General features: G+C 71.7%; 16 protein-coding genes, 1 tRNA gene and 1 pseudogene. 11 read left to right on the forward strand and 7 right to left on the reverse strand.

Features of this window, described 5'->3' with window-relative positions; all coding sequences use genetic code 11:
- Together AB0D45_RS30000 and AB0D45_RS30005 are read right to left on the reverse strand one after the other, a co-directional pair.
- Positions 1-818, reverse strand: a pseudogene (locus tag AB0D45_RS30000) (hypothetical protein); the annotation flags it as partial.
- A gap of 7 nt (positions 819-825) precedes the next feature.
- Positions 826-1,821, reverse strand: coding sequence for an SMI1/KNR4 family protein (locus tag AB0D45_RS30005; RefSeq protein WP_361600720.1), 996 nt, complete (start codon positions 1,819-1,821; stop codon positions 826-828).
- A 226-nt stretch (positions 1,822-2,047) separates the two neighbouring features.
- Here AB0D45_RS30005 and AB0D45_RS30010 point away from each other — a divergent pair, with 226 nt between their 5' ends.
- Complete coding sequence (locus AB0D45_RS30010; RefSeq protein ID WP_362464812.1) at positions 2,048-2,611, forward strand: YwqJ-related putative deaminase; 564 nt, start codon at positions 2,048-2,050, stop codon at positions 2,609-2,611.
- Positions 2,612-2,616: 5 nt separating this feature from the next.
- The gene (locus AB0D45_RS30015; protein ID WP_361600714.1) at positions 2,617-3,126 is read left to right on the forward strand and encodes an SUKH-3 domain-containing protein; all 510 of its coding nucleotides are present in this window, start codon (positions 2,617-2,619) and stop codon (positions 3,124-3,126) included.
- On the opposite strand, the gene AB0D45_RS30020 is transcribed toward AB0D45_RS30015, so the two are convergent.
- On the reverse strand, positions 3,123-4,364 hold the full coding sequence (locus AB0D45_RS30020) for a histidine kinase (RefSeq protein ID WP_362464815.1): 1,242 nt from the start codon (positions 4,362-4,364) through the stop codon (positions 3,123-3,125). The two genes, AB0D45_RS30015 and AB0D45_RS30020, sit on opposite strands and share 4 nt — an antisense overlap.
- Before the next feature lie 131 nt (positions 4,365-4,495).
- Between AB0D45_RS30020 and AB0D45_RS30025 the strand changes: the two genes are divergently transcribed.
- From AB0D45_RS30025 to pth, 6 genes are all read left to right on the forward strand, one after another.
- Entirely contained in the window at positions 4,496-5,356 is an 861-nt protein-coding gene (locus AB0D45_RS30025; RefSeq protein ID WP_362464818.1) for a hypothetical protein, read from the forward strand.
- An 11-nt stretch (positions 5,357-5,367) separates the two neighbouring features.
- Positions 5,368-5,438 (forward strand) — tRNA-Gln (locus AB0D45_RS30030).
- Positions 5,439-5,559: 121 nt separating this feature from the next.
- Complete coding sequence (gene glmU / locus AB0D45_RS30035; RefSeq protein ID WP_362464820.1) at positions 5,560-7,008, forward strand: bifunctional UDP-N-acetylglucosamine diphosphorylase/glucosamine-1-phosphate N-acetyltransferase GlmU; 1,449 nt, start codon at positions 5,560-5,562, stop codon at positions 7,006-7,008.
- A gap of 133 nt (positions 7,009-7,141) precedes the next feature.
- Positions 7,142-8,119 carry a ribose-phosphate diphosphokinase gene (locus AB0D45_RS30040; protein ID WP_361600702.1) on the forward strand — a complete coding sequence of 326 codons (978 nt, stop codon included), beginning with the start codon at positions 7,142-7,144 and terminating at the stop codon, positions 8,117-8,119.
- A 187-nt stretch (positions 8,120-8,306) separates the two neighbouring features.
- Positions 8,307-8,891: a 50S ribosomal protein L25/general stress protein Ctc gene (locus AB0D45_RS30045; protein WP_362464823.1), complete on the forward strand. Its 585-nt coding sequence runs from the start codon at positions 8,307-8,309 to the stop codon at positions 8,889-8,891.
- A gap of 99 nt (positions 8,892-8,990) precedes the next feature.
- Complete coding sequence (pth, locus tag AB0D45_RS30050) at positions 8,991-9,584, forward strand: aminoacyl-tRNA hydrolase (protein ID WP_361600696.1); 594 nt, start codon at positions 8,991-8,993, stop codon at positions 9,582-9,584.
- Between the two features lie 70 nt (positions 9,585-9,654).
- Here pth and ppc read toward each other — a convergent pair whose 3' ends face one another.
- Positions 9,655-12,348 carry a phosphoenolpyruvate carboxylase gene (gene ppc, locus AB0D45_RS30055; protein WP_361600744.1) on the reverse strand — a complete coding sequence of 898 codons (2,694 nt, stop codon included), beginning with the start codon at positions 12,346-12,348 and terminating at the stop codon, positions 9,655-9,657.
- A 410-nt stretch (positions 12,349-12,758) separates the two neighbouring features.
- Between ppc and AB0D45_RS30060 the strand changes: the two genes are divergently transcribed.
- Positions 12,759-13,730: an acyl-CoA desaturase gene (locus tag AB0D45_RS30060; RefSeq protein ID WP_362464826.1), complete on the forward strand. Its 972-nt coding sequence runs from the start codon at positions 12,759-12,761 to the stop codon at positions 13,728-13,730.
- The gene (locus AB0D45_RS30065) at positions 13,727-14,401 is read left to right on the forward strand and encodes a TetR/AcrR family transcriptional regulator (protein ID WP_361600690.1); all 675 of its coding nucleotides are present in this window, start codon (positions 13,727-13,729) and stop codon (positions 14,399-14,401) included. The genes AB0D45_RS30060 and AB0D45_RS30065 overlap by 4 nt, the downstream gene beginning before the upstream one ends.
- A 131-nt stretch (positions 14,402-14,532) precedes the next feature.
- On the opposite strand, the gene AB0D45_RS30070 is transcribed toward AB0D45_RS30065, so the two are convergent.
- The gene (locus AB0D45_RS30070; RefSeq protein WP_362464829.1) at positions 14,533-14,919 is read right to left on the reverse strand and encodes a VOC family protein; all 387 of its coding nucleotides are present in this window, start codon (positions 14,917-14,919) and stop codon (positions 14,533-14,535) included.
- 2 nt (positions 14,920-14,921) lie between these two features.
- The gene (locus AB0D45_RS30075) at positions 14,922-15,779 is read right to left on the reverse strand and encodes a trans-aconitate 2-methyltransferase (RefSeq protein ID WP_362464832.1); all 858 of its coding nucleotides are present in this window, start codon (positions 15,777-15,779) and stop codon (positions 14,922-14,924) included.
- Between the two features lie 146 nt (positions 15,780-15,925).
- Here AB0D45_RS30075 and tamR point away from each other — a divergent pair, with 146 nt between their 5' ends.
- Positions 15,926-16,423: a MarR family transcriptional regulator TamR gene (gene tamR / locus AB0D45_RS30080; RefSeq protein ID WP_361600681.1), complete on the forward strand. Its 498-nt coding sequence runs from the start codon at positions 15,926-15,928 to the stop codon at positions 16,421-16,423.
- Here tamR and AB0D45_RS30085 read toward each other — a convergent pair.
- Complete coding sequence (locus AB0D45_RS30085; protein WP_361600678.1) at positions 16,382-17,170, reverse strand: DNA-binding response regulator; 789 nt, start codon at positions 17,168-17,170, stop codon at positions 16,382-16,384. The genes tamR and AB0D45_RS30085 overlap by 42 nt on opposite strands.
- Positions 17,171-17,596 lie beyond the last annotated feature (426 nt).

Consider the following 17,596-nt stretch of genomic DNA (forward strand, 5'->3'; position numbering starts at 1 on the left):
GCCCGGGCCCGGCTGGTCGGCGCGTCGGCGATGGCGGCGGCCTCCGCCGGCACCGCCAGCGCCGGAGCGACCGTGGTCTTCGGCAGCCGGCTGCCGCCCGCCATCAGCGTGGTCTTGGCCTCCGGGGCCACCCCGGAGGGCGAGGGCGCGTCGTCCAGGTCGGACCCGGACAGCGGCGGCGCGAACACCGTCGCCGGCAGCGGCACCGAGCCGTCGTCGGCACCGGAGTTCACATCGGTCCCGGCCCACGGCGTGGACCCGGCCGGCACCCCGTCGTTCGCGGTCGGCTCGTAGGGGACCTCGCCCCCACGACTCAGCGGAACAGGCTCGTCCGCACCGGCCGCAGCCGCAACCGCAGCCGGCCCGGCCGAAGCACCCGAAGCACCCGAAGCACCCGAAGCACCCGAAGCACCCGCGGAAGCGTCCCCGACCGCCGGCGGGATCCCCGCCCGGTCCGCCGCCTCCTGCAGCCACTGCGGCGGGGTCAGCATGAACGAGGTCTGCTCCGAGTCGATCCGCGGCGGCGGAACCGAAGCCTCCGAAGCCGCCGACGCAGCAGCCGCCCCGTACTCCTCCTCGTACCGCCGGATCACCTCGCCCACCGGCAGGCCCGGCCACAGCGTCACCTCACCGCTGTCCCGCGCGATGACCAGCCGCTGCCGCCCACCACCGGACACCGGACCGGCCGCCCGGTCCTCGGCCCACACCACGAACCCGAGCCCGAACTCCCGTACCCGCACCTCACGGTGCTGGTAGCCGGGCACGTCCCCGTTGATCCACTCCTCGGCGCGCTCCTGCGCCTGCGCGAACGTCACCACGACGCCGTCACCCCTCACCCATGCCGGCGCCGGACACTGCAACCGAACGCGCGAATCCGCCGTCCACCATCAGACCGGCCACCGTCTCCAGCTCCGGCGGGTTCCCCGCCAAGCGCTCCAGGAAGGCATCGAAATCGGCACCGCACGGCAGCAACAGACGCTCCACGCGCTCCTGCACCGACCAGCCGTCCCGGTCGCGCGCGTCGTCGTACGGGGAGAACCAGACAGAGCCCACGCCCTCCCCCTTCACCTTCACCGCGAGCAGCCCGCCCTGCACGAAGGCCACGCACAGGTAGTCCTTCGTCAGGTGGTCCCGCAGACACTTGTTGACGTACACGAGGTCGTTGACCGCCGCCTCCTCACGCACCGTGAAGAACGGCTGGTCCACCAGCAGCCCCAGCTCCACCAGCAGCCCCGCACCCACCGGCGCACAACCGCCCGCCGCCTTCAGGAACGAGCGGTACGCCTCCGGCAGCCGGTACCCCAGGTCCTCCTCGACGCCCTGCACCTGCGACTCCGACACCGACACCAGCGCCTTCGGCAGCCCCAGGTGCGCCGGACGCACCTCCTGCAACGGCCGGGCCCCGCGCTTGTCGTGGTCCACCGGAGCCGTCGCCAGACCCGCGTGGTGCCGCAGCAGCGCCTTGACCTCGACCGGAACCAGCTCCATCCGGCGCGAACCCGCCACGTGGTGCCACGTCCAGCCGTGCGGCGTCGCCACCGGGCCCACCGTGTCCCACAGCGGATGGCCCGCCGCCCGCATGGCCGCGTTCGCGGACACCACGTCCGTCAGCCGCAGCTCGTCCACCCCGAAACCCTCCGGAGGCTCGGCGATCTCCACCGCCGCACGCGCGTAACGCGAGAAATCGGGATGACCGTTGCCGTCCATCCGCACCCCGTGGGGATGCCGAGCAGCCCGGACCGGGTCCGGGAAATGCACGACCTGCCCCGAGTAAGCGGCGTTGGGTGGCGCGGCCTGCTGCCCGAGCCGACCTGTCGTCATGGCGGTAGCCCCCTGCTGGATCTGGCTGGTTCACCACAGCCTATGTGCTCCGGCAAGACCCACGGCCGCCCGCGGGCCACGCACCGGCGAGCGGGACAGGAACATCCGAATTGATACGAATATTCGACCCCGCTTCCACGTGACAGAGGACGTTTGACAGGCTGTCCCGCAGCACGGGGGCGTGCGCGACAGCGACCGGCACCGCCGCCACGGGAGGGAAGAGCACATGCAGACCGCGATCACACAGACTGCGACCACACAAAACGCGGCACCCCGCACGGGCCGCCCGCAACCGGCCGAGACGGGCCCCGCCGGCGACCCCCGCCTGCGCTGGAGCAGCACCGGCACCGCCCACACCCCGCCCGTGCTCCGCTTCCGCCGCGACGGCATCCTCCCCACCGTCGCCGCCGCGCTCTCCGTCCGCGGCGAAACCCTCACCGGCACCGCTGGCAAGGGCGACCAGGCACCCGTCCTGCACCCCCTCGTCCAGGACTTCCTCGACACCCTCACCAGCGGCCAGCGGGAACGCTTCACCGGCCGCTGCCCCGAAGCCATCCTGCTCTCCCGCCACCTCACCGCCGTCGAGGGCTCCCGCAGCAAGCGCGCCTCGCGCAAGCCCCTCTCCGCCGGCGAAGCCCGCCGCTCCCTCAAACACGCCCGGATCACCGCCCGCCGCATCCGCGAGGACGGAGACCCCCTCCACGGCAGCTACGCACCGCCCTGCCGCTCCTGCGACGCGCTCCTCAACCACTTCGGCGTACGCCCCGTCGACCTCACCCACCCCGAGTAGCCACCATGACCGCCTCCTCCGCCTCCTACGACCGCTCCTCGGCCACCCGGTTCCCCGGCCCCGTGGACTCCGCCCTGCGCACCGCCGGCTGGGAACCCGGCCGCTGGGACATCAAGCAGGCCGAATACTGGGCCGACGCCCTGCGCGACCACACCACCCCCGCCGGCCACCGGCACACCGTCTTCCCCGCCGCCGTCGAAGCCTGGGCCGAATTCGGCGGCCTCACCCTCACCGCGCCCGGCCCCGGCCGCCAGATAGCGCCCACCCCGGTACGCGTCGACCCGCTCACCGGCCTCCACCTCGCCCGCACCTTCGCCGACCTCGGACGCGCCCTGTCCACCCAGATCTGCCCGCTCGGCGCCGGCACCGACGGCGACTCCCACCTGGCGATCGACCGCGAAGGCCGCACCTACCTCATCGACCACACCGGCGACTGGTACCTCGGCGCCGGCCTCGACGAAGCCCTCACCCTCCTCCTCACCGGCCTCCAGCCCGCCCGCCTCACCACCGGCTAACGGAACGGCAGCACCGCCGACACCTTGAAGCCGCCCCCGTCCGTCGGCCCCGACACGAACACCCCGCCCAGCGCCAGCACCCGCTCCCGCATGCCGACCAGCCCGTTGCCGCCGCTGGGCAGATCGGCACCCCGCGCCTCCCCCTCACACGGCCCGTTCTCCACCTGCATCGCCACCTCCCCCTCCCGGTGCGCCAGCCGTACGACGACCCGCGCGCCCGGAGCGTGCTTGTGGCAGTTGGTGAGCGCCTCCTGCACCACCCGGTACGCCGTCTGCTCCACCGCGGCCGGATACCCGCCCCCCTCCCCCTGCACCAGCACCTCCACCGACATCCCCGCCGCCCGGGACTGCCCCACCAGCGCCTCCAGCGCGTCCAGCGAAGGCCCCTCCTCCGGGCCCGCCGCCCGAGCCGCCACCCGCACCGGCTGCTTCGCCGGCGCCCGCAGGACCCCCAGCATCTCCCGCAGCTCCGTCAACGCCTGCCGGCCCATGTCACCCACCAGCGCCGCGTTGCGCACCGCCTTCACCGGATCCTTCGCCGCCACCGCCTGCAACGCCGCCGCGTGCACCACCATCAGCGACACCCGGTGCGCCACCACGTCGTGCATCTCCCGCGCGATCCGCGTCCGCTCCTCCTGACGCGCCCACTCCGCCCGCTCCTCGGCCCGGTCCGCCAGCAACGACAGCTCCCGCTCCAGCGAGTCCGCCCGCTCCTGCAGGCTCTCCATCAGCCGCCGCCGCGCCCCCACGTACAGCCCGAGCAGGACCGGCGGCACGGTCAGCGCCACCGCCATGAACACCGACAGCACGATCACGAGCGTGCCGTCGGCCTCCACGTCCCCCCGCGTCTGGACGTACGTCACCACGAACGTCCCGGCCAGCGACATCGAGGCCAGCGTGGCCGTGACCTGCCGGGGCACCTCGCAGGCGGCCAGCGTGTAGAGGCCGACCACCGACAGCAGGAAGCCCATCGTGGCCGGCGTGACGGCGATCCCGACGAGCACCACCGCGACCGGCCAGCGCCTGCGCAGCACGAGCGCCGACCCGGCCAGGGCCCCGAACAGCACCCCCGCCCACACCGGCAACCCGGCCTCACGGGCGGTCGGCACCCCCTCGAAGCCGCACTCGACGGCGGACACCACCCCGAGCCCCACATCGAGCAGCGCCGCCCGGCGCCGCCCCCACCACCAGGGCCCGTCCCGGCCCGTCCCCCCGCGCTCTTCCCCCGTACTGGTCATGCGCTCCAGCCTACGCAGCGGCCTCAGCACGCCGCCGAACGAAATTCCGGCAAACCCGAGGTAATCGCACGTACGACTGAATCGCCCGGCTCCCGAGACCTGAATCCCACATTCCGGACGAACCTGATCCCATGAGCAAATACGCCGACTTCGAGGGCCTGCGCGAGCAGGCCCTCGCCCTCCGCCGCGAGGGCCTCAGCCGCCGGCAGATCCGCGACCGGCTCCACGTCGACAACAACGACATCCTCAACCGCCTCCTCCAGGGCGAGCCCCCACCGGAGTGGACGAAGCGCCCGAACGCCAAGGACGACCTCCGCGACCGGGCCAGGGAACTCCGCCTCCAGGGCATGACCTACGACCAGATCCAGCTCGAACTGGGCTGCTCGAAGAGCTCCATCTCCCTCTGGGTCCGCGACCTGCCGAAACCGGACCGCCGGCGGACGCGCGAAGAGGCTTCCGCCATCGCAAGGAGGGGTTGGGAGCGAACGCTCCTGACTCGAGACACGGAAAGGCGCAGAGTCAAACAGCAGGCCGCCGCCGAGATCGGCCAGATGTCCGACAGGGAGCTCTTCCTCACGGGCGTCGGCCTCTACTGGGCCGAGGGCAGCAAGGACAAGCCCTACGACCGGCGCGAACGGGTGATCTTCGTGAACAGCGACCCGGGGATGATCAGCGTGTATCTCGCCTGGCTCCGCCTGGTCGGCGTGAACCCGGAACACCTGCGCTACTGCGTCACCATCCACGAAACAGCCAACGCCGCGGATGCGGTGCGGTTCTGGGCGAACCTGGTCGGCGTCGACGCCGACCGATTCCTCAAGACGGCCCTCAAACGCCACAACCCCAAGACCATCCGGAAGAACACCGGCGAGAACTACTACGGCTGCCTCACCGTTCGCGTTCTCCAAGGCGCCGATCCGTACCGTCGCATCGAAGGCTGGTGGTGCGGCATAGTAGGGGCTGCATCCGAATCCGATCAACCAAATCGGACATAGGGGACGAACCATCCCGGATCGTCTAAGGGCAGGACAAATGGTTTTGGTCCATTGAATGAGGGTTCGAATCCTTCTCCGGGAGCGCATAGAGGAAACAAGCTCAGTTCGGGTCCTGACCTCGCGGTCGGGACCCGGCCTCGTTTCCGGGCTGTGACCCCCCGCTATCCTTCACGGGTCCACCCCCGAAGCCGAAGGGCCCACCCGTGAGCGCAACCCGCCCGGCAGCCGTCGTCGTACTCGCAGCGGGTGAGGGCACCCGCATGAAGTCGGCCACACCCAAGGTCCTGCACGAGATCTGCGGGCGCTCGCTCGTCGGTCACGTCGTCGCCGCCTCCCGCGAACTCGACCCGGCCCACCTCGTGGTCGTCGTGGGCCACGCGCGCGAGCAGGTCACCGCGCACCTGGCCGGCATCGACGCCGGCGTCCGCACCGCCGTCCAGTACGAGCAGAACGGCACCGGCCACGCCGTCCGCATGGCGCTCGAGGAGCTCGGCGAGAGCCCGGCCGGCACCGTGATCGTCGTCTGCGGCGACACCCCGCTGCTGACCGGCGAGACCCTGCGCGCCCTCGCGGACACGCACGAGGCCGACGGGAACGCCGTCACCGTCCTGACCGCCGAGGTCCCCGACTCCACCGGCTACGGCCGCATCGTGCGCGACCCCGGCACCGGCGCGGTGACCGCCATCGTCGAGCACAAGGACGCCACGGACGCGCAGCGCGCGATCCGGGAGATCAACTCCGGGGTCTTCGCCTTCGACGGCGCCCTCCTCGCCGACGCGCTCGGCAAGGTCCGTACCGACAACAGCCAGGGCGAGGAGTACCTCACCGACGTGCTCGGCATCCTGCGCGAGGCGGGGCACCGCGTCGGTGCGGCGGTCGGCAGCGACCACCGGCAGATCCTCGGGATCAACAACCGGGTGCAGCTGGCCGAGGCGCGGGCGCTGCTGAACGCGCGCCTGCTGGAGCGGGCGATGCTCGCGGGCGTGACGGTCGTGGACCCGGGGAGTGTCTTCGTGGACGTCACCGTCACCTTCGGGCAGGACGCGGTGGTCCACCCCGGCACGCAGCTGCTCGGTGCGACGCACATCGGCGAGGGTGCGGAGGTCGGTCCGAACACCCGGCTGAAGGACACCCGCGTGGGCGCGGGCGCCCGGGTGGACAACACGGTGGCGGACGGCGCGGTCGTCGGCGACCAGGCGAGCGTGGGTCCGTTCGCGTACCTGCGGCCGGGCACGAACCTCGGTGTGAAGGCCAAGGCCGGCACGTACGTGGAGATGAAGAACGCGACGATCGGCGAGGGCACGAAGGTCCCGCACCTCTCCTATGTCGGTGACGCGACGATCGGCGAGTACACGAACATCGGCGCGGCGAGCGTGTTCGTGAACTACGACGGCGAGCACAAGCACCACACCACGGTCGGCTCACACTGCAAGACGGGCTCGGACAACATGTTTGTGGCTCCCGTCACCATCGGGGACGGCGCCTACACGGCGGCCGGCTCGGTGATCACGAAGGACGTGCCGCCCGGTGCGCTGGCCGTGGCCCGTGGCCAGCAGCGGAATATCGAGGGTTGGGTGGCTCGCAAGCGCCCCGGCAGCGCGGCCGCGACGGCCGCGCAGTCGTCGGCGGAGGAGGACTCCGGCAGCCGTTGAGGTGAACTGACCGGAAACAGGTACGCCCTGGACGGCGTACCGTGATAGGTGCACGCAATTCGGCTGGCTCACCGTGTGCGGGACGGACGCACACGGGGGCGAGCAGCTTTCACACGTCTGAGGAGACAGTGCTGTGACCGGGATCAAGACGACCGGCGAGAAGAAGCTGATGCTCTTCTCCGGCCGCGCCCACCCCGAGCTGGCCGAGGAGGTCGCGCACCAGCTCGGTGTCGGCCTCGTGCCGACCAAGGCTTTCGACTTCGCGAACGGTGAGATCTACGTCCGCTTCCAGGAGTCGGCTCGTGGCGCGGACTGCTTCCTGATCCAGAGCCACACGGCTCCGATCAACAAGTGGATCATGGAGCAGCTGATCATGATCGACGCGCTGAAGCGCGCGTCGGCACGCTCCATCACCGTGATCATCCCGTCCTACGGGTACGCCCGCCAGGACAAGAAGCACAAGGGGCGCGAGCCGATCTCGGCGCGCCTGGTCGCGGACCTGCTGAAGACCGCGGGTGCCGACCGCATCCTGACGGTCGACCTGCACACCGACCAGATCCAGGGCTTCTTCGACGGCCCGGTGGACCACCTGTCGGCCCTGCCGGTCCTCGCGGACTACGTGGGCGCGAAGGTGGACCGCACGAAGCTGACGATCGTCTCCCCGGACGCCGGCCGCGTGCGGGTGGCCGACCGCTGGTGCGACCGGCTGGACGCGCCGCTGGCGATCGTGCACAAGCGCCGTGACAAGGACGTCGCCAACCAGGTGACGGTCCACGAGGTCGTGGGTGAGGTCAAGGGCCGCGTCTGCGTCCTGGTCGACGACATGATCGACACCGGTGGCACGATCTGCGCCGCGGCCGAGGCGCTCTTCGCGCACGGCGCGGAGGACGTGATCGTGACGGCCACGCACGGCATCCTGTCGGGCCCGGCCGCCGACCGCCTGAAGAACTCGAAGGTCAGCGAGTTCATCTTCACGAACACCCTGCCGGACCCGTCCGACCTGGAGCTCGACAAGATCACGGTCCTGTCGATCGCGCCGATGGTCGCGCGTGCGGTGCGCGAGGTCTTCGAGGACGGCTCGGTGACCAGCCTCTTCGAGGAGCAGCAGTAGTCACCGCGGTCACGCGGTAGATCCTTTTGGGCGCGGCCTCCCCGCCGGGTACACTCACTGAGTTGCTCGGCGAGGGAGGCCGTACCCGTTCTGCGGTACGGACGCTCCGTTATCGACGCGCTCTTCGTAGCAGGCCGTTCCGGCCGGGTGACCTCTGTCCGTTTTCGTCACCCCACGAGGAGTGAACATGTCCGAGATCAAGCTTGCCGCCAAGCTCCGTGACACCTTCGGCAAGGGCTCTGCCCGCCAGTCCCGCCGCGACGGCCTGACTCCGGGTGTCATCTACGGTCACGGCACCGACCCGAAGCACGTCGGTATCGAGGCCCACGCGCTGATGATGGCGCTGAAGACCCCGAACGCCCTGCTCTCCCTGGACATCGAGGGCGCCGGCACCGAGCTGGTCATCCCGAAGGCCGTGCAGCGTCACCCCCTGCGCCGCACCATCGAGCACGTTGACCTCCTGATCGTCCAGAAGGGCGAGAAGGTCACGGTCGAGGTCGCCGTGGTGACCGAGGGCGAGCTGGCCCCCGGCGGCAACCTGCTGGAGACCCTCCTGACCACGATCACGGTCGAGGCCGAGGCCACCCACATCCCCACCGAGGTCACCGTCTCCATCGCGGGCCTCGAGGCCGGTGCCTCCATCCACGCCAAGGACCTGGTCCTGCCGGCCGGCACCACGCTGGCCGTCGACGGTGAGACCGCCGTCCTGCAGGTCGTCGCCCCGCAGGCCGAGGAGCCGGCCGCCGAGGCCGCCGAGGGCACCGAGGCCTGAGCCTCGCCCCACCCCCTCAGCAGTTGCTGACCGACCGCCGTCCGGCTCCACTGGAGCGGGACGGCGGTCGTTCTCGTTCACGGGCTTAAGGAGCTTTTGATGTCGGACGACGCGGCACCCTGGCTGATCGTCGGTCTGGGGAACCCCGGTGCGGAGTACGCCGGCAACCGCCACAACATCGGGTTCATGGTGGCGGACCTGCTGGCCGAGCGGATCGGCGGCCGGTTCAAGGCCCACGGCAAGGCCCGCGCGCAGGTGCTGGAGGGCCGGATCGGGTCTCCGGGGCCGGCGAGCCGGCGGATCGTGCTGGCGAAGCCGATGTCGTTCATGAACCTGTCGGGCGGGCCGGTGACGGCGCTGCGGGACTTCTACAAGGTGCCGCTGGAGCGGATCGTCGCGGTCCACGACGAGCTGGACATCGACTACGCGACGCTGCGTCTGAAGCTGGGCGGCGGGGACAACGGCCACAACGGGCTGAAGTCGATGACGAAGTCGATGGGTGCGGACTACCACCGGGTGCGGTGCGGCATCGGCCGTCCGCCGGGCCGGATGCAGGTCGCGGACTTCGTGCTGAAGGACTTCTCCTCGACGGAGCGCAAGGAGCTCGACTGGTTCGTGGACCGGTCGGCGGACGCGGTGGAGTGCCTGGTCCAGGAGGGCCTGGAGCGCGCCCAGTCCGCCTACAACTCCTGATCCCGTACGTCTGTCTGTACGCAGGAAGCCCCCGCCGGCCGGCGGGGGCTTCCTGCGTGTACGGGCCGGGTCAGCCGGTGTTGCGCAGGCCGGCGGCGACGCCGTTGACGGTGAGCAGCAGGGCCCGGGCGAGCAGCGGGTCGGGGTCCTCGCCGCGGGCGGCGGCCTGGCGCTGGCGGGCCAGCAGGGAGACCTGGAGGTAGGAGATGGGGTCCAGGTAGGCGTCGCGGACGGCGAAGGTCTGCTGGAGGATGGGCTGGGAGTCCAGGAGCTTCTCCCCGCCGGTGATGCGCAGGACCTCGCGGACGGTGAGTTCGTGCTCGGCCTCGATGCGGTCGAAGACGTGCTTGAGTTCGTCGGGGACGAGGGTGTCGACGTAGTGGCGGGCGATCCGCAGGTCGGTCTTGGCCAGCGTCATCTCGACGTTGGACAGGAAGTTGCGGAAGAAGTGCCAGCGCTCGCCCATCTCGGTGAGGACGGTGTCCTGGCCGGCTTCGCGCAGGGCCTTGAGGCCGGAGCCGACGCCGTACCAGCCGGGGACGATCTGGCGGGACTGGGTCCAGCCGAACACCCACGGGATGGCGCGCAGGCCGTCGAGGCCGGCGCCGGAGTCGGGGCGGCGGGAGGGGCGGGAGCCCAGGTGCAGGTCGGCGAGCTGGTCGACGGGGGTGGCCGCGAAGAAGTACGCGGGCAGGTCGGGGTCCTCGACGAGTGCGCGGTAGGCGGCGTGGGCGGCGTCGGAGACGATGTCCATGGCCGCGTCCCAGCGGGTGAGGGCGTCGTCGGACTGGCGCGGGGCGGTGTGCAGGGCGGAGGCCTGGAGGGTGGCCGCGACGGTCAGTTCGAGGTTCTCGCGGGCCAGGGACGGCACGAGGTACTTGTCGGAGATGACCTCGCCCTGCTCGGTGACCTTGATCTCGCCTTCGAGGGTGCCCCAGGGCTGGGCGAGGATCGCGTCGTGGGAGGGGCCGCCGCCGCGGCCGACGGTGCCGCCGCGGCCGTGGAAGAGGCGCAGGCGCACGCCGTGGCGGTGGGCGACGTCGCGCAGCCGGCGCTGGGCGCGGTGGATCTCCCACTGGCTGGTGGTGATGCCGCCGAACTTGGAGGAGTCGGAGTAGCCGAGCATGACCTCCTGGACGTCGCCGCGCAGGGAGACCAGGCGCCGGTAGGAGGGGTCGGCGAGCATCTCGTCGAGGATGACGTCGGCCGCGCGCAGTTCGTCGGTGGTCTCCAGGAGCGGGACGATGCCGATCTTGGCCCAGCCGGAGTGGAGGTCGATGAGGCCGGCTTCGCGGGCGAGGACGGCGGCGGCGAAGACGTCGTCGGCGCCCTGGCACATCGAGATGATGTAGGACTCGATGACCTCGGGGCCGAACTTCTCGAAGGCGTCCTTGATGGCCGTGAAGACGCCGAGGGTCTTGTGGCCGGCGGCGTCGAGGGGGGCCGGGGTGGGGGCGAGGGGGCGGCGGGAGCGCAGTTCCTTGGCGAGGAGCTTCTGCCGGTAGTCGCGCGGCATGTCGGCGTAGCGCCAGGACTCCTCGCCGAGGCGGTCGAAGAGCTGGCCGAGGGCGTGGTGGTGGGCGTCCGCGTGTTCGCGTACGTCCATGGTCGCGAGCTGGAGGCCGAAGGCGGCCAGGGTGCGGATGGTGCGGTCCATGCGGCCGTCGGCGAAGAGGGCGCCGCGGTGTTCGCGCAGGGAGGTCTGGATGAGGGTGAGGTCGGCGAGGAGCTCGGACGTGCCGAGGTAGTCGCGGCCCTCCTCGTGGGGGATGCCCTTGGCGAGGCGCTCGCGGGTGTTGAGGAGCTTCTGGCGGATGCAGGTGGCCTTGAGGCGGTAGGGCTCCTCGGCGTTCAGCCGCTTGTAGCGGGGGCTGATCTCGGGGAGCCGCTCGAGGTCGGCCTGGAGGGAGGTGAGGAGTTCCTCGGTGGCGCCGGTGTAGCGGATGGAGTTGGAGAGCAGTCCGCGCAGGAAGTCGACGAGTTCGAGGGCGTCGGTGATGCCGTGCTCGTGCTGGAGGATCAGGACGTCGCGGGTGACGTCGGGGGTGACGTTGGGGTTGCCGTCGCGGTCGCCGCCGATCCAGGTGCCGAAGGTGAGGGGGCGGGTGCCGGCGGGCAGTTCCACGCCGACGCGCTGGAGCTCGGCCGCGAGGTCCTCGAGTACGTCGCCGACGGCGCCGGCGTGGAGTTCGTCGAGGTAGTAGATGGCGTTGCGGGCCTCGTCGGCGGGCTCGGGCCGCACCACGCGCAGTTCGTCGGTTTGCCAGACGAGGTCGATGTTCTCGGCGAGCCGCAGGTCGTGGCGGCGGCGGTCGCCGGCGCCGGTGACGGGCTCCTCCAGCAGGGCGGCGATGCGGCGCAGCTTGTTCAGGACGCTGCGGCGGGCGGCCTCGGTGGGGTGCGCGGTGAAGACGGGGCGGACGTTGAGGTTCTTGACCGTCTCGCGCAGGTGCTCGGGGTCGGCGTCCTTCAGCATGTCGGCGGTGCGGGCGAGGAGCCCGCCCTCGGCGGCGCGGTGGGCGCGCAGCTCCTTGCCGCGGTGCACCTGCTCGGTGACGTTGGCGAGGTGGAAGTAGGTGGAGAAGGCGCGCACCAGCTTGGCGGCGGTCTCCAGGTCGGTGTCGCCGAGGAGCGCCGCGGCGGCCTCCCCGTCGGTGCGCGTGAGGGCGCGGACCCGTTCGACGAGGTCGAGGAGTTCCCGGCCCTCCTGGCGGACGAGGGTCTCGCCGAGGAGGTCGCCGAGGCGGCGGATGTCCGCGCGCAGCTCGGCGTTCGCCGTCTCCGCCGTCCGCGGGGCGGCGGCGGGGCGGGCGGGCTGGGTGACGGGGGCCTGGGCGGCCTGGTCAGCACTGCTCACAGGTGCGGCTCCTTGCAGTGTTCGAGCGCTACTGGGCTGTGGGCTCCCGGGGTGCGCGGCCGTGCCGGTCGTGCTGCGCAGCCCGAGCTGCCCGTGCGGACCGCGCTGTCCGACGACAACAGGATAGGTGTCCTGCCCCTGTGCCCCGGCAGAGCGCCCGCACTGTGGGCAGGGTTCGCCCTCGTGGCGCGGGTCCTGTTGCCGTCCGCGCCGTCTTTGCCATACTTACGTTGCCGTAGGTTACGGATCCGTAGGTCGGGTCCCCGGCGCCTGCGGGCTCTCTCCCCCCGACTCCTCACCCCCCAGGGGACCCCCTTATGACCCTCAGTCCCGAACTGATCGAGGACTCCTCGGCGCCTTCCGCGCCCTCCGCGACGCGCGGCGGTGAGCAGAAGCGCTCCGTGGAGCAGATCGCGCTGCTGTTCTTCATCACCGTGCCGTTCCTGGCGCTGCTGGCGGCGGTCCCGCTGGCCTGGGGCTGGGGGGTGAGCTGGCTGGACCTGGGCCTGATGGTGTTCATGTACTTCCTGGCGTGCCACGGGATCACGATCGGCTTCCACCGCTACTTCACGCACGGCTCCTTCAAGGCGAAGCGGCCGCTGCGCATCGTGCTGGCGGTCATGGGGTCGATGGCGGTGGAGGGGCCGCTGGTGCGCTGGGTGGCGGACCACCGCAAGCACCACAAGTACTCCGACCACGAGGGCGACCCGCATTCGCCGTGGCGGTTCGGCGAGACGCTGCCGGCGCTGGTGAAGGGGCTGTGGTGGGCGCACATCGGCTGGCTCTTCGACGAGGAGCAGACCGATCAGCAGAAGTACGCCCCGGATCTGATCAAGGACCCGGCGATCCGGCGGATCAGCCGTGACTTCGTCTTCTGGACGGTGCTGTCGCTGGCGATCCCGCCGCTGGTGGGCGGTCTGGTCACGATGTCGTGGTGGGGTGCGTTCACGGCGTTCTTCTGGGGTTCGCTGGTGCGCGTCGCGCTGCTGCACCATGTGACGTGGTCGATCAACTCGATCTGCCACGCGGTGGGCAAGCGGCCGTTCAAGTCCCGGGACCGCTCGGGCAACGTGTGGTGGCTGGCGGTGCTGTCGTGCGGGGAGTCCTGGCACAACCTGCACCACGCGGACCCGACGTCGGCGCGGCACGGGGTGCTGCGCGGCCAGGTGGACTCGAGTGCGCGGCTGATCCGCTGGTTCGAGCAGCTGGGGTGGGCTTCGGACGTGCGCTGGCCGTCCGGGGCGAGGATCGACGCCCGGCGCAGGGAAAAGACGCCGAACGCGGCATGATGGGGGACGTGGCGATCGACGGCAGCAGTACCAGCAGCGACAAGCCCAGGCGTGGTCGCCGGGTCCGGATGACGGGCGCCGAGCGGCGCCAGCAACTGCTGGACATCGGCCGCACCCTGTTCGCCGCGAAGGGTTTCGAGGGCACCTCGGTGGAGGAGATCGCGGCGAAGGCCGGGGTGTCCAAGCCGGTGGTGTACGAGCACTTCGGCGGCAAGGAGGGCCTGTACGCGGTGGTCGTGGACCGCGAGATGCGCCAGCTGCTGGAGGGGGTCACGGGCGCGCTGACGGCGGGGCACCCGCGGGAGCTGCTGGAGCAGGCCGCGTTCGCCCTGCTGGACTACATCGAGAACTACACGGACGGCTTCCGGATCCTGGTGCGGGATTCTCCCGTGGCGCAGTCGACGGGCACCTTCGCGTCGCTGATCAGTGACATCGCCACGCAGGTGGAGGACATCCTGGGGCTGGAGTTCAAGGCCCGGGGCTTCGATCCGAAGCTGGCGCCGCTGTACGCGCAGGCGCTGGTCGGGATGGTGGCGCTGACGGGGCAGTGGTGGCTGGAGACGCGCCGGCCCAAGAAGGCCGAGGTGGCGGCGCACCTGGTGAACCTGGCCTGGCACGGGCTGGAGAACCTGGAGGCGAAGCCCCGGCTGGTGGGGCACCGCAGGAGCTGAGGTCCGTACGGCGCGGACGCGACGGCGCCCCGTCACCGGTCCTTCCGGTGGCGGGGCGCCGTCGTGTCGTGCGGGGCCCGTCGTGGCCGTGGCCGTGTGTCGGTACGTCGATAAGTCGGTACGCGGGTCCGTCAGCTCTGCGGGCCGGGCGCTGCCGGGCCGTGCTTCTCCAGGAACTCCAGCCGGTTGCCGACCGGGTCGTGGGAGTAGAAGCGGCGGTGGCCCGGCAGGTTGTCGTCCCAGACGACGTCGGCGCCGCGTTCGCGGAGTCTGCGGGCGTAGTCCTCGATGCCGGTCACCCGCAGCCCGGGGTGGGCCTTGCGGGCCGGCCGGAAGTCCTCTTCCACGCCGAGGTGGAGCTGCACGCCCCCGGCGGTGAACCAGCAGCCCCCGCGCGCGGCGAGGACCGGGGGTTTGGAGATCTCCGTCATGCCGAGGACGTCCTGGTAGTACGCCCGGAGCCGGTCTTCCGATCCGGGCGGGGCCGCGAGTTGGACGTGGTCGACTGCGGTCAGCATGGTCAGGCCTCCTTGTGGGCGACGGCGAAGATCCGGCGGAACGGGAAGACGGTGCCGCGCGGGCCCGGCGGGTACGCGGTGCGCAGGGCTTCGCGGTATTCGGAGAGGAAGCGGTCGACGGCCTCGCGGTCGTCGCCGAGGGCGGTGAGCACGGGCCGCAGGGCGGTGCCCTTGACCCAGTCGAGGACGGGGTCGGGCCCGGGCAGGAGCTGGGAGTAGGTGGTCTCCCAGACGTCGACGGCGCAGCCCAGTTCGGTGAACCGGGCCAGGTACTCGGCGGGTTCGAGGAGGTGGATGTAGCGCGCCCCGTGCCCGGCGAGGCGGTCGCGCCAGCGCGGGGTGTCGCACAGTTCGGCGAGGAGGCGGTGGCTGGGGGCGGTGAAGTTGCCGGGGATCTGGAAGGCGAAGGTGCCGCCGGGGCGCAGGCCGTTGATCCAGGCGGCGAAGGAGCCGGGGTGGCTGGGCACCCATTGCAGGGCCGCGTTGGAGACGATCAGGTCGTACGTCTCCTCGGGCATCCAGTCGGCGAGGTCGGCGTGGCGGAAGTCGAGCGTGCCCCCGCCGGGCGTCGGGCCGGCGTGCTCGGCGGTGGCGCGCTGGAGCATCTGCGGGGAGAGGTCGAAGCCGGTGATGCGGGCGTCGGGCCAGCGGTCGGCGAGGAGCGCGGTGACGTTGCCGGGGCCGCAGCCGAGGTCGGCGATGCGAGCGGGCCGAGTGGGGAGCTCGGGTATCCGGGTCATCAGGTCGAGGAACGGGCGCGTGCGGTGCCCGGCGTGGCGCAGGTACTGCTGGGGGTCCCAGACGGGTGCGGAGCCGTCCAGGGCGTGCGGGCGCACGGCCGGCGCGATATCGGAATGCATGTTCGAGCCTCCCTACTGGTGGGGCGGTCGGAAGCGGAAGCTGTTCCGGCCCCCTCCATGCCCCATGCTCGGCCAGACTATATCTCGATGTCAAGATTCTTGATCTGAAGAGACTCCATATCGACAGACCCCGTACACTGATCGGCATGGAGGACGAGGTCGACCGACTGGTCGCGGCATGGCGGCGAGAGCGCCCTGACCTCGACGTGGAACCGCTCGAAGTGCTCAGCCGCGTCAGCCGGCTCGCACGCCACCTCGACCGGGCCCGCAGGCTCGCCTTCTCCGAGCACGGCCTGGAGCCGTGGGAGTTCGACGTGCTGACCTCGCTGCGGCGCGCGGGCGCGCCCTACCAGCTCTCCCCCGGACAGTTGCTGACACAGACCCTCGTCACCTCCGGCACCATGACCAACCGCATCGACCGACTCGCCAAGAAGGGCCTCGTCGAGCGGCTGCCCGACCCCAGCGACCGGCGCGGGGTCCTGGTCCGGCTGACGCCCGAGGGGCGCGACCGCGCGGACCAGTCCCTCGCCGGACTGCTGGCCCAGGAACGCGCGATCCTGGCCCAGCTCTCCACGGCCCAGCGGGGCGAGCTCGCCGGGCTGCTACGCCAGTTGACCGCTCCGTTCGACAACATCCCCGGCTAGCTCCGCGGGACGTACGCCGGCCCGCCGGGCCAGCGCCACGGCGGCCAGGGTCGAGTGCACCCCGAGCTTGCCCAGCACGTTCTGCATGTGCGTGCGCACCGTGTGCGGGGACAGGAACAGCCGCGCGGCCACGTCCTTGCGGCCCAGCCCCGCCACCATGCAGCGCAGCACCTCGTGCTCGCGCGGGGTGAGGGACTCCACGAGCCGCTCGCTGTCGCTGCGGTGCTTGCGGGCCGCCGTCAGCTCCCGCAGCACCCCGGTGAGCAGGGCGGGCGGCAGGTGGGTCTCCTCGCGCAGCACCCCGCGGATGACGGCCAGCAGGCGCGAGAGCGAGCAGTCCTTCGCCACCCACCCCGACGCCCCGGCCTGCAGGGCCAGCGCGGCCCGCCGCGGGTCGTCCCGCTCGGCGAGCACCACCGTGCGCACCCCGGGGTGGGCCACCCGCACCCCGGCGACGAGGGCGATCCCGTCCGCGGGCGGCGGCGCCGGACCGGAACCCGCCTCCCGCTGGCCGGGCACGGTCCCCGACAGGGCTCCCGGCGCGGCCGCGCCGGCGCCGAGGTCGGCGTCGACGAGCAGCACGTCGTAGCGGCGGCCTTCCGCCACCGCCCGCTCCAGGCAGCGCGAGGCGGCGGGACCGCTGCCGGCCGCGGACACGTCCACGTCCGGCTCGGCCGCGAGCGCGGCTGCGAGGGACTCGGCGAAGATGCGGTGGCCGTCGACCACCAGGACCCGGATACGAACCACAAAACCCCCAAGGGTCGGGGAACGGACGACTACGGGTACGGCGCCCGGCCGGACGGCCACAGGCCCCGCGGCCGCCGCCGCGACTTCTGTGCACTACCCCGGACCGGACGCCGTACCCGGCGTGTCTCGACCCCTGAATCAACACCGGCCCCCACCGGTGCCACGCATCAGCGTAGAGCGGGCGGCGTCTCGCGGTTGGCCGAATAGCAGAAGTTTTCCGAGCGGTTTTCCAGGAGGACCGTCGGCGGCCGCCCGCGGGGTGGCTTGTTTTCAGCTGTCCGGAAGATCCGGCGGGACGGCTCGCGGACGGCGTGTGCCGCGGGCAGTTGCACGGGGGTTGTTTCACCCGGCGTACGCACGCCGGGCGCCCGCGCACAGCGCCTGCCGACCGCGCCCGGCCCCTACGCGCGCGCCCCCCGCACCGTC

The sequence above is a fragment of the Streptomyces sp. NPDC048352 genome, from assembly GCF_040651895.1.
Classification (GTDB): Bacteria; Actinomycetota; Actinomycetes; order Streptomycetales; family Streptomycetaceae; genus Streptomyces.

What these genes read in the sequence shown, in the direction of transcription:
- AB0D45_RS30005 (WP_361600720.1), bottom strand. Translation starts at nt 1,821, where the DNA reads ATGACGACAGGTCGGCTCGGGCAGCAGGCCGCGCCACCCAACGCCGCT.
- AB0D45_RS30010 (WP_362464812.1), top strand. Translation starts at nt 2,048, where the DNA reads ATGCAGACCGCGATCACACAGACTGCGACCACACAAAACGCGGCACCC.
- AB0D45_RS30015 (WP_361600714.1), top strand. Translation starts at nt 2,617, where the DNA reads ATGACCGCCTCCTCCGCCTCCTACGACCGCTCCTCGGCCACCCGGTTC.
- AB0D45_RS30020 (WP_362464815.1), bottom strand. Translation starts at nt 4,364, where the DNA reads ATGACCAGTACGGGGGAAGAGCGCGGGGGGACGGGCCGGGACGGGCCC.
- AB0D45_RS30025 (WP_362464818.1), top strand. Translation starts at nt 4,496, where the DNA reads ATGAGCAAATACGCCGACTTCGAGGGCCTGCGCGAGCAGGCCCTCGCC.
- AB0D45_RS30045 (WP_362464823.1), top strand. Translation starts at nt 8,307, where the DNA reads ATGTCCGAGATCAAGCTTGCCGCCAAGCTCCGTGACACCTTCGGCAAG.
- pth (WP_361600696.1), top strand. Translation starts at nt 8,991, where the DNA reads ATGTCGGACGACGCGGCACCCTGGCTGATCGTCGGTCTGGGGAACCCC.
- AB0D45_RS30060 (WP_362464826.1), top strand. Translation starts at nt 12,759, where the DNA reads ATGACCCTCAGTCCCGAACTGATCGAGGACTCCTCGGCGCCTTCCGCG.
- AB0D45_RS30065 (WP_361600690.1), top strand. Translation starts at nt 13,727, where the DNA reads ATGATGGGGGACGTGGCGATCGACGGCAGCAGTACCAGCAGCGACAAG.
- AB0D45_RS30070 (WP_362464829.1), bottom strand. Translation starts at nt 14,919, where the DNA reads ATGCTGACCGCAGTCGACCACGTCCAACTCGCGGCCCCGCCCGGATCG.
- AB0D45_RS30075 (WP_362464832.1), bottom strand. Translation starts at nt 15,779, where the DNA reads ATGCATTCCGATATCGCGCCGGCCGTGCGCCCGCACGCCCTGGACGGC.
- tamR (WP_361600681.1), top strand. Translation starts at nt 15,926, where the DNA reads ATGGAGGACGAGGTCGACCGACTGGTCGCGGCATGGCGGCGAGAGCGC.